Origin of the sequence: Chryseobacterium kimseyorum (assembly GCF_025971945.1) — a bacterium.
Taxonomy (GTDB): Bacteria; Bacteroidota; Bacteroidia; order Flavobacteriales; family Weeksellaceae; genus Chryseobacterium; species Chryseobacterium kimseyorum.
Genome location: NZ_JAPDHW010000005.1, coordinates 220,763 through 232,180, shown reverse-complemented (window position 1 = coordinate 232,180; position 11,418 = coordinate 220,763). Strand labels below are relative to the sequence as shown.

Below are 11,418 nucleotides of genomic sequence, written 5' to 3'. Positions count from 1 at the left end.
TATGAAAAATATACTATTGATCGGCTTTCTCTGTACATCACTTTTAGGATTCGGACAGGTAGCCATCGGCAAAGAAACAGTGACCAATAATTCTGTCTCATTAGAATTTGGCTCGCAGAACAGAGGGATTGTTTTACCTTGGGTAAACAATACCGCTGATGTCGCAGGAGTTGTGAATGGAACAATGATCTACGATCACAGCGATAAAAAAGTAAAAGTAAAATACGCAACGGGTTGGAAAGACCTTTCTGTTAATACCAACGGTACTACGGTCGATCCGGTGACTTCAGTTGACGGATTTGTAATTCAGAATTCTGCTACAGAAAGTACAGATGCAAAAGTGGCCATAGGAACATTAACGTCGACACCCGGGATTTTGGTTTTGGAAGATACAGACAAAGCTATGGTTTTACCGAAAGTTGCAGATCCCCATCAGAATATTATGAATCCTGCCGCAGGAATGATGGTGTATGATACCACGAAAAAACTGCTCGCCGTTTTTAACGGAACAGTCTGGTCATATTGGAGACCTTAAAAACAATATTCAAATACATGGAGCGATAAATTATATTTATTGCTCCCTTTTTTTCGCCGAGAATATTGACTTTTGATTTTAAGAAATTAATTATAATAAAAATAAGTACTAAAATTTTTTTATGTACTCCGTCACTTCTTCCATATAATCGAAACGCCTTTCCAGAAAGGGTTTGCTAATATTTTTACATAATGCATTGACAATATGATCGTTTGCAGTTGTAATGTTTCAAAGTGAAGCAATATTTTCATTAATTAGCACATATAATTGTGAATTATATTTCATAAATATATTTATCATTAATAATTGTTTAGATAATTGCTGATTATTTTGATTTTTTATTCATCACATAATACTGTAAGATTAACGTAATCAATAACTTAACTCTTATTTATTATTGTTCTAATCATAATTTTTTGTACTTTTGTGCCAAGAAAAAACAGGTGATGATTAGGTCTATTATTCCTAACTTTTTTTGCAGATCAAATATAAATCTTTCTTTATTGCAAAGATTTACTTCGTTTGTACTGGTCATCATTTTTTCTACAACGGTTTTCGCCGAGCAACATCTACAATCGGATAGTACGCAGTCAAAAATGATCCTTAAAGTTGGTGCGGAAATCTATTCTTCAGATGAAACATTTAATCAAAAGCTTCTGAGTGATAAAGTAGAGCTTCGGGATATAAAGATCTCCTACATTAATGGTAAAAAAGCAATAACCTTACACAATAAACACTCAGTGACATCTGATAAGGTTATCCGAATGGTGAAGGTAGAGGATACTGTATCATCCCGAAATTTAAAAAAGATCATTACTCACCAGACTCCAAAACCGGAAGTTCAACGAAATGAAATATTAAAAAACAAGCCGTTTACAAATCGATATTTCTTTACTAGTTGTGCAGGTAGGGATTGGTTCAATATCAATACTTCAAATTTCAAGATATCTAAAGCGGCATTTTTACAGAAAGAATTTCTGACCAAATGCGCGCTGAACGATTTGCACTGTAGATTATTTGTATTCTACAGCAGCAGGGCTTTGAAAAATTGCTTTTCAAGGGTTTATTCTGTCAGGCCTCCACCATTTATTTAGATTTAATATCCTTTCATCGATCAAAATTTGACTTTCTGTATTTTACTGTTGTTTCAGCATTAGAATAAATTCTCTATGTCCTTGCTGGGCAAACCACATAGATGTTTAAGTATTTTTTTTGATCTGAATTTTGATGTCAGGATTCAAAAGTGTTTTCATTTTTTAAAAATGGAAACTAGTACAATCATAAGAATCTAACAAATGAAAATATCTAAACTATTATATTTCTGTGTTTTCCTGTTTTTATTAAACATTAAAGCACAGGATTGTAACTCATTGTATATTTTGAATGCTCAAAACGGCAATGTTTACAATATTTCTGCACTGAATGGCACATTGCCAAGTGCTGTTACTACACTTTCTACTGCTGCACGAAGTAATCTTGCGGTGGGTGCTAATCCGGCAAATACTTCTGAGACTGTATTTACTTCCTCGAATACATCTGCTAATTCACCTGTGTACAAGTCCAATTCAACAATTGGCACAAACATTCCGACTGGTTTGGGAGGTTTAACAGCTAATCCGACTGCTGGTACTACTTTAGGATATGTGTATGGAATCTCTGCTAACAAACGACTTATTCAGGCAAGTCCGGCACCGGCGGCAGATCTTGGTGCAATAACCGGAGACGCTGTCTGGGCTTCAGGTTCTGTCTCCAGTGATGCGTTTTTCGATTCTAACGGGAGATTAAACGTTATCGTAACATCCGGCGCATCGAGATATGTTTACAGGATTGATATCGCGACTTTAGCTGCCACACAGTTTATTCAGTTGAGTGGAAGTCTACCTTCAAACTTTCAGGGATTATCATTCTTTAACGGAAATATATACGCAGTTGAGGGCTTTGTAAGCAATGTATTGTTGGTGAGTTCTTTTAATGCCCGCGTATATGAAATCAATCCAAACACAGGAGTGAGTTCGGTAAAAACTTCTTATAATTTAAATACTTTGCTTGGTCCCTTCACCAATGCAGACGATCTGGATTTAGCATCCTGTCAGGTATTTACACCGACAGCTGCCCCTAGCTGTAATGAATTGTTCGGTTTGACATCGGCATCTGGGATTACATATAGAATTGATCTTACAACGCTTTCTACTACTTCCGTAGCAACAGGTACGCCAAGTAATTCAAGTAATCTTGCTTATGGACCAGCATCAACTAATTTGGCACAAAATCAATTCGTCGTATCTCCCAACGATGCAACTGGGAACATTTTTCGTGGTATTGCTACTTCTGCGACAACTATAATGTCGAATACTGGACGAAGCTGGGGGTCGCCAATTGGTATAGGGACAGATCCAGCCACAGGCTATGTTTATGGTATTAACAATAAGACTTTAACGCGATGGCTCGGTCAAACTGGTCCTGGTAACGATGCTACAACTTTAGGTACTGTCAATGGTGTCACTGGTGATTCAAATTGGGCTAATGGTAATGTTTTAAATGATATTGCCGTTGATAACGGAGGAAATCTATATGTAATAACCGCGGTTACCAATGCAAATATATGGTTATATAGAATTAATCCTGTTACAAGAATGGCAACAGCAGTTACTAAAATAAGCGGAACTGTTCCAAATTTAAGCTCAGCGAATGGTAACGGCTTGGCGTACCTGGGAGACTTTTTTTATTATAGTAGAATTAATGGCGATGGAACAGATATTTGGAAATTAGATGCAATGACTGGTGCGTCATCCTTTGTGGGAAATATTGCAGGGACCGCGAGTAATCCTCGGAATTTTGGAGATCTTGCTTCATGTGCTACGGTAACCAATGTACCAGCATCATTTACTCTTAACTGTGGTGCGGACGGAAGCGGTATTCAGGGTGCTCCTTTAGTTCCTAACGGAACTGTACAAAACTCTGTCTTGCGTGTGTCGATTACAGGAGCTGTAAATGGTCTTGCAGAATTTACGCTTACAGGATCTGGTATTACCACATCACCATCGCCTTACGTAGCATTCATTCCTCAGGGAGCAACTTATGTTGATATTCCATTTGTGTACGACGGAACGGGTGCTGCTGGAAATCGTTTGGTTACCGTAAGTTCGCCGCGTGCTGTATTAGTAACCACTTGTACCATTCCGGTGCTCGCTGATTTGGATTCTGATAATGACGGAATTCCTGACTCCTTAGATCTTGATGATGATAATGATGGAATTTTAGATACAGTTGAAAATGTCTGCGAAACTGAAGGTACGCCTGTGTACAGTAATAATTTCGGAACAGGAACATCTACTACTCAGGATACAAGAGTTGTTGGACATACTTTTGCTGCAGTAAATCCGAATGATGGATCTTACACGGTTTCTAGATCTTTATCTCAAAGTCTATACTACACACAGACCAATGCAACCGGGAATAAAGACGCAGGAATTTTCAGTATTGCTGACGGAAGTACAGATGGTAAATTTCTGATCATCAATGTTGCTGCCAACTATCTCAACAAAACTCTGTACAAGGTTGAAGGTATTACTGTGATTCCTGGGAAGAAATACAGATTCAGACTCGATATGGCAGGTTTGGCAGAGGGAGCTGCTCAGATACCAAATTTAAGAATTGCCGTAAAAGATACTTCTGGTAATATACTGGCTTTCACAGATTCCAATAATATCGGCATGGCGAATGACGATATCTGGAGAAGATTTAAAATGGATTTTATTGCTGGAACATCCAATGTGACATTGGAAATCATCAATCTTCAGCCACTTGGTACTGCAGGTAATGATGTAGGAATAGATAATTTCGTTTTGACACCGATAAACATTTGTGATGCAGATGGTGACGGAATAGAAAACTCTTTAGACCTGGATTCTGATAATGATGGCTGTTTTGATGCTGTTGAAGGAGATGAAAATGTAAACGCTTCACATCTTAATCCAAACGGAAGTATAAATTATGCAGCTAATGGAGGACTTGGCACGGTGACTTCCAATAACGGAGTGCCGAATATCGTTAATTCGGGCTCATTTGATATTGGGAATGATGTCGGACAGGGCATTGGAGTTTCTCAGGATATCAGCAAAAATTCATGTCTGGATACTGATCTTGACGGAGTTGCAGATTACCTTGATCTTGATGATGACAACGATGGTATTTTGGATACTGAAGAAGGATGTCTGCCTACCGTAACTATGGGAACAATCGTTGATAATGCGAAAATCACCGAACTTAAAAATACAGGTTCAACCGTATTTTCATTGGTTCCTCCCGGAACAGCATTGCCTTTAGGAGGTGTCAAAGTAACTTATAATTCAGGAGGAAACGGATGGGGTTATTACACACCAGGTGTTGGTACAACTACAATTACAGTCAACGGTACACAATCTGCGCCATTCCCGACAACTTATCTGGATGTTATCGATTATGGAAATACAGTTGCCGGTATCGCAAGAAATGTATCAATAGATTTCGGAGCTTCTGCAAATTCTATCAGCACTGCGGATAATGACTATCAGTACATTATCGGTATTGCAGGGCTGGGAAATGAAGGGGCGGTCATTACCAATACCTTTAGTGTGCCAATAACTGTACTGAGCAATTCTGATGTTTTTAACACCGGAGTATATTCACTTCTGGATGGTGTGCCATCTGTAACGCCAGGTCAGACTGGAACGGTCGTAAGAACAAATACCAATACCACTCAGGGTTATACGTTTTATTCTATACCAAAATCTGTCGCGTCATTTACGATGAATCTTACAGGTGGTAATGATCCTCACGGATTTATTTTCGGAGTGTATAATAAAAACTGTAATGCAAATACTGATGGCGACGCCTATCCAAATCACTTGGATCTTGATTCTGATAATGATGGATGTACAGATGCTGTAGAAGGTGGAGGTGCATTTACAGCAGCAGATTTACAGCCTGGATTAGGAGTTTTAGCAGCTCAGAGTCCGAATCAGAACCTTGGAAATAATGTAGGAAACACCGCTACAACAATGGGAGTACCTATTTTGGCAGGAACAGGACAGACTTTTGGAGATTCTCAGAATGCAGCAATTAATGGAGGGTGTTACTGTTATAAACCGGGTATTCAGAATGCAGGAGTGTCGAATCCTGTGAAGCATGGTATCACTGCGCTTAACAGAGCGGGATCGACTTCTTCAGAATGGCCTGTAGCAAGACAGAGCGCATGGACAGTTTTAGAATCAAAAACAAAAGGACTGGTTGTCAACAGACTCACGGCATCAGAAATTGCGGCAATTCCTACAGCAAATCTTGTAGAAGGAATGATGGTCTATGACAAAGATGCGCAATGTCTGAAAATTTATAACGGTACGATCTGGAGTTGCTTTAAAACTCAGGCCTGTCCGGACTAACCGCGTTTTAACATTAAAAGATACACAATGAAAAATATTTTAAATATAATATTTCTTTCGATGGCTTCACTGGCTACAGCACAGGTGGCTATCGGAAAAGCAAACTTGAGCACATTGCCTTCACCGGCAGCTCCCAATACAGTAAATCCGTCTATCTCACTGGAATTTGGTGATTATGTTTCTGGTCAGGGAAAAGGTCTGGTTTTACCATGGACAACTTCTGCGATGGACAAAGCAACAGCTGTAGAGGGGACGATCATTTATGATACTACAGATCATGTCATCAAGTATAAAAATAGCGCGACTAACTGGGTGCCTCTGTCTAAAAATGAAACAGCGCCTTCGCCCATAAACACTACTCAAGGTGTTGCCAATACTGTTTTGCAGGATCCTTTTGACGATACGCCTACAGCCAGAACAATTATAGGCACGCTCAGTACTGTTCCGGGAATTCTTGTGTTGGAAGATGCAGATAAGGCGATGATCCTGCCCAAGGTGGAAAGTCCACATCTTAATATCATCAATCCTGAACCGGGAACAATGGTGTATGACACCGTGAGCCATCAGCTGGCCATCTATAATGGTAAAGTCTGGTCTTTCTGGAAACCTTAAGTTAGTATTTAAATTGGGAGCGCTGAATTGAATTTAGCGCTCCCTTTTTTTATTTAAAATTAATTTTACCTTAAAAAATACGTTTCGTGATATTTGTCATTTATCAGATTTCTTAACAGCTTCCTTTTAGCCTAAATTATATAGTTTTTTTAATTTTGCCGTTCAAGAGGTGTTTTGGAAAGGGTTTGGTTACATAGATGCGGGAGTTACAAAGACTTGATATACAGCAAAAATTCTAAATTTTTGTTTCGCTTTTTGGGATTAATTCTTCTCGTATTTCAATTTCAATTTTTATCGGCGCAGGAAACAAGCACAGGAGAAAATTCTGATACTGCGATCATGTACGTGGACAAAAGTCTTCAGATTTTTTCTGCTGACGAAAACTTTAATAAAAATACTCAGGTTAGAGAGATTGTTGCCACAGAGATTGTTAGTGAGAAATCTACCATCAGTGTTCAGAGCTCCGCTCTTCTCAAAAAACAGAAAACAGATTCTTTACAGCTGAATTTTTCTAAGGAGCTACAGCACATTGAAGAAGAGGAAGCAAAGATTGTATCTGAAGAAATCAAACAGAAGCAGGAGAGTCCTGAAGTTGAAAAGAATTTAGTTAAAACAGAATTTCACCGTCCGGTTTCTTCTGATGATTTTCTGGGTTCACAAAAAATTTCTAAAGATTATGTGAGTCAACGACCCTGCAATCAGGAAGTTTGTAAAAATGTCTGTTTTTGTGAGCCGGTTTTCATAAAAAAAGCTTTATCACATCTTCACACCCAAAAATTCTTTTATTATAACAATAAATCTTTTGATGATTGTTTTTCTAATGTCTTCTCCGTGAGACCTCCACCAATAATAGCGTAGTACTATTTTATTTCATTTTTTAATCTGTACATCTAATTTTTTTTAGATGTGCATCAATACGCTATTTTATGAAAAAACATCAACTGATATGGGCTTTTGTCTTTATCATGATCACTACAATCCCAGTGCTTTCACAGACGACCGGGAAAATTTATCTTTCACTGCAGGCCAACGGTAGAATTTATGATATCACAACGCCTCCGGCATCGGCGACTACAGCAGTCAGTTTGCCGTCGCCACTTTCAACGCCTAATGCAAGCGCTAATGCTAACCGGATGAGTAATCTTGCGATCGGATATAATTCTACCGGCGGAAAACCAAGCCAACTTGCTTTCTTTCATTCTCATACCGAAAACAATTCTCAACTCTACCGGAATGATACGGTGGTTACCAATGCTCTGTTGCCCGCAGCGCTTGGAGGTTTGGCGACAAATAACGTGCCCGGGCCATTTTTCGGGATTACGTATGGTTTTCAGCGCGATGTAAAGAATTTATACAGAGTAAATCCGAATCCTCAAATGTTGGGTGCTGTGACTGGTGATGCCGACTGGACAAATGGAACGACTTTCGGAACGGATGCATTCTTTGATTACGAAAATCAGATCTATACATTTATTACCAGGGGAACCAATCGGTTTTTGTATAAAATCAAAATTACCAACGGTAGCTCATTCACTGCAACCAAGGTTTTTACACTTACCGGTCTGGGGACTCCTGCCAATCTAGAATCTGTACAGGGAATGGCTTACCTGAATGGAGTGGTATATCTTGCAACGGTTGTACAGAGTCCTTCTGTCATTCAGATACGGAAATTTAATATGTCTGATGGTATTGTCTCTTTGGTGGCCACTTACAACAGTCCGGGCTTTGCCAATTTAGATATGGCTGCGGTAGAATATTTTGAACCTTTTAAATTTACCTGTGGTACAATAAATTTGTTGGGGACTGGCAATTTTGTGCTCGGAACCTCATCAAACAGAATCTTGAGAATTCCAATTTCTAATATTTATGCACCGGGAACCTATACCGTCAACGTGAGCGGAACAGATTTTACACCGGTCTCACATTCGGCAACCATTAATGCTTCCACTACGTTTATAGATATCCCAATTAACTTTACCGGTAATGGTGTTAAAGGAAACAGAACATTAACAGTAGACCTTAACGGAAGTACAACGACCTGTAGCTACACTGCTTTTATTGACGCGGATACAGACGGTGACGGAATCTTAGACAGTGTAGACCTGGATTCTGATAATGACGGAATCTTAGATATTTTCGAATGTCCGGATTTGGTAGTAAACACCAACTTTAATGCTGCCAATGGAAACACGGTTTCTTTTGCAGCGCCTTCAGCAGATCTCGGCTTTATTTTCGACGTTTTCACGCTCGATAATTCTTTTAATTTAAATATTAACGGAGTGAATCTTGCCACAAGCGAAATTCAGTTTCAGCAAGATCAGAATGACAATATTCGCTTTCTGGACGGTGCACGCTACGGAGGTGGCACGGTTCCGCAGATTTACAGTATGACAGGAAATGCAGCCAATCCTCTGATAAGAATTATTATTCATAAAAATGGAAGCGTCAGCATGCAGGGAAGTAAAACTGCTGGCGGACCATTATTCCCGTTGCAGCTTTTTAATGGAAATACTTTCAACAACATTACCTGGAATCGGAATGGGTCAAATGCAGTGGTTCTCAGTCAGAATGTTGTGGGAACGACATACATTACGGGTAATGGCAGAGGTGTAAAAAATGGTTTCTGTGATCCGGATAATGATGGGATCTCCAATCAATATGACACAGACTCAGATGGTGATGGCTGTCCGGATGCTATTGAAGGTTCAGAAACTGTAAAGTACGATCAGGTTCATGCGCTGAATCTTCCTGCTTCAGATCCCAATTACAACTTTAGAGGTCAGATCAAAGTTTTGGCAAATGGAACGGCACTGGGAACTCCCAATCAGATAGTCAGTAAGATTCCCGCAGCGAATGGTGTTCCGGAACTGGTAAATAACGCAATCAATAATACTTCGGGAAATGCTGGAGCTGCCGATAACACGGATGGAACAATCGACGTGGGGCAAGGAATTGGTTCATCTCAGAATTTTGCAGTGAACGCCTGTATCTGCTATAATCCGGCAGTAACTTCTGGGGGCGCAATTTTAAATACATCCCATGGAATTACATCTTTAAACAGAGCAGGTACTACCAATGGAAATTGGCCGATGGTGCGAAAAGGTGCCTGGATAGCTTTGGAATCTAAAACAAAAGGATTCGTACCTAACCGATTGACAGCTGATCAGATAGCCGCAATTCCGCCTGCCAATCTGGTAGAGGGAATGATGGTTTATAACACCAGTGTCGACTGTCTTCAGATCAATACAACTGGTACTGTTGCAGGTTGGAAGTGTTTTAATACTCAAACCTGTACAGAAATTAATTAAAAATAAAATATGAAAAATACTATAGTAATCAGTTTTCTATTGTGCTCATTCGCTGTATCTGCACAGATTGCAATAGGAAAAACATCAGTCACTAACAGTTCAGTGTCGCTGGAGTTTGGATTAGAAAATAAGGGGATTTTGTTGCCGTGGGTAACCGATCCTGCAACAATGACCACGGCGGTTAACGGAACGATGGTGTATGCACTCAACGATAAAAAGGTAAAAGTGAAATATGAAACCGGCTGGAAAGATCTTTCGGTGAACACCAATGGAACAACCGTAGATCCTGTTACAAACATTGACGGCGTAACCATTCAGAATTCTGCAACCGAAAATGAAGGGGCAAAAGTTGCGATCGGAACACCAACCTCGACACCGGGGATTTTGGTTCTTGAAGACACCAACAAAGCGATGGTTCTACCTAAAGTTGCGAGCCCGCATCTCAACATTATAAATCCATCTCCCGGGATGATGGTTTACGATACGGCAACAAAACTGTTGGCTGTTTTCAACGGCAGCGTGTGGTCGTACTGGAGGCCATAAGAGCGTTAATATCATTAATCTGTTAAACCATTTCATCTGAAATGGTTTTTTTATGGCTAATATGTTTCAGTTGTCTGTATTATAATTAAATAAATAATTTTCAAAAATATTTATTTATAAATTAAATATTATCAATTGTAAAGCCTTTATTCATCAATGTTTCTTGTAATTTTCACTAAATTGTGATTGAAAGCATATTTTATAATTGAAAATAAGTATATATTTACAATGAAAACAAATGCTATTGAAAAGTTCTATTCTCTCAATTCTACACGGTGTAAAAATGGTAGATTTCATGGGGAGATCTGGCTTTTCTCTGCGTGTTTTCACTTTTCTCTTTTTGTTTTTTCAGGTGCAGTTTTTATATGCACAAAATGAAAAAGGTGGTTCTTCGGCTGTAATTTCGGTTTCCGGCGGTTCAGCAATATTCTCTGCGGATGAAAGTTTTAATAAGCAGATAAGACAGGGCAAGATCACTGTCAAAAATTCTTCTGTTTCAGATAAGAAATCATCCGGACGAAATTATCTGGTAATTGTTCACAAGCGAATTTCTAAACTTAATCATGCTGACCTTGCTTCTCGCATCAAAGATGCTGAGGTTAAGAGGAAGGCTGATCTTATAAAAAAGATTCAGAAACAGATTGCTTCCCGTGAAGCAATGAAAGATCAGTTCGGAAATCATATTAAAAACCATCCGTCGTCAGGTGGTTTTTCGAAGACTCAAAATATTGTTAAGCATTATGTAAATGAGAGGTCTTCACATGATGACCAGCATAAAATTGTTCAGGAACAATATCGGAATTTTGTACTTCGGGCTTTAGATTATTTACATGCTCAAAAATACTACGCCTACAACAATAAATCTTTTGATTATTGTTATTCTAAGGTCTTTTCTGTAAGGCCACCGCCTATTAAAGTTTGATTTTTTAACTAAAATTTAAACTTTAATTTTTACAAAATGATTTTAAAAAAAACTTTTTAAGAAACTGCATTTTTTAGC

Annotated in this window: 8 protein-coding genes; all 8 read left to right on the top strand. The window is 38.8% G+C overall.

What is annotated here, in order from left to right:
• Position 1: 1 nt before the first annotated feature.
• Entirely contained in the window at positions 2 to 535 is a 534-nt protein-coding gene (locus OMO38_RS09070) for a hypothetical protein (RefSeq protein ID WP_264749876.1), read from the top strand.
• Positions 536 to 1,131: 596 nt separating this feature from the next.
• On the top strand, positions 1,132 to 1,629 hold the full coding sequence (locus tag OMO38_RS09065) for a hypothetical protein (protein ID WP_264749875.1): 498 nt from the start codon (positions 1,132 to 1,134) through the stop codon (positions 1,627 to 1,629).
• 201 nt (positions 1,630 to 1,830) lie between these two features.
• The gene (locus OMO38_RS09060) at positions 1,831 to 5,955 is read left to right on the top strand and encodes a beta strand repeat-containing protein (protein WP_264749874.1); all 4,125 of its coding nucleotides are present in this window, start codon (positions 1,831 to 1,833) and stop codon (positions 5,953 to 5,955) included.
• A gap of 27 nt (positions 5,956 to 5,982) precedes the next feature.
• Entirely contained in the window at positions 5,983 to 6,567 is a 585-nt protein-coding gene (locus tag OMO38_RS09055; RefSeq protein ID WP_264749873.1) for a hypothetical protein, read from the top strand.
• 255 nt (positions 6,568 to 6,822) lie between these two features.
• Positions 6,823 to 7,425 (top strand): hypothetical protein, encoded by a 603-nt coding sequence (locus OMO38_RS09050; protein ID WP_264749872.1) that lies wholly within the window; start codon positions 6,823 to 6,825, stop codon positions 7,423 to 7,425.
• 68 nt (positions 7,426 to 7,493) lie between these two features.
• On the top strand, positions 7,494 to 9,875 hold the full coding sequence (locus OMO38_RS09045) for a thrombospondin type 3 repeat-containing protein (RefSeq protein WP_264749871.1): 2,382 nt from the start codon (positions 7,494 to 7,496) through the stop codon (positions 9,873 to 9,875).
• A gap of 9 nt (positions 9,876 to 9,884) precedes the next feature.
• Positions 9,885 to 10,418 carry a hypothetical protein gene (locus OMO38_RS09040; RefSeq protein ID WP_264749870.1) on the top strand — a complete coding sequence of 178 codons (534 nt, stop codon included), beginning with the start codon at positions 9,885 to 9,887 and terminating at the stop codon, positions 10,416 to 10,418.
• 244 nt (positions 10,419 to 10,662) lie between these two features.
• Positions 10,663 to 11,340, top strand: coding sequence for a hypothetical protein (locus tag OMO38_RS09035; RefSeq protein ID WP_264749869.1), 678 nt, complete (start codon positions 10,663 to 10,665; stop codon positions 11,338 to 11,340).
• Positions 11,341 to 11,418 lie beyond the last annotated feature (78 nt).

Coding starts and splice junctions, on each gene's coding strand:
- OMO38_RS09060 (WP_264749874.1), top strand. CDS start 1,831: ATGAAAATATCTAAACTATTATATTTCTGTGTTTTCCTGTTTTTATTA.
- OMO38_RS09055 (WP_264749873.1), top strand. CDS start 5,983: ATGAAAAATATTTTAAATATAATATTTCTTTCGATGGCTTCACTGGCT.
- OMO38_RS09045 (WP_264749871.1), top strand. CDS start 7,494: ATGAAAAAACATCAACTGATATGGGCTTTTGTCTTTATCATGATCACT.
- OMO38_RS09070 (WP_264749876.1), top strand. CDS start 2: ATGAAAAATATACTATTGATCGGCTTTCTCTGTACATCACTTTTAGGA.
- OMO38_RS09040 (WP_264749870.1), top strand. CDS start 9,885: ATGAAAAATACTATAGTAATCAGTTTTCTATTGTGCTCATTCGCTGTA.
- OMO38_RS09065 (WP_264749875.1), top strand. CDS start 1,132: ATGATCCTTAAAGTTGGTGCGGAAATCTATTCTTCAGATGAAACATTT.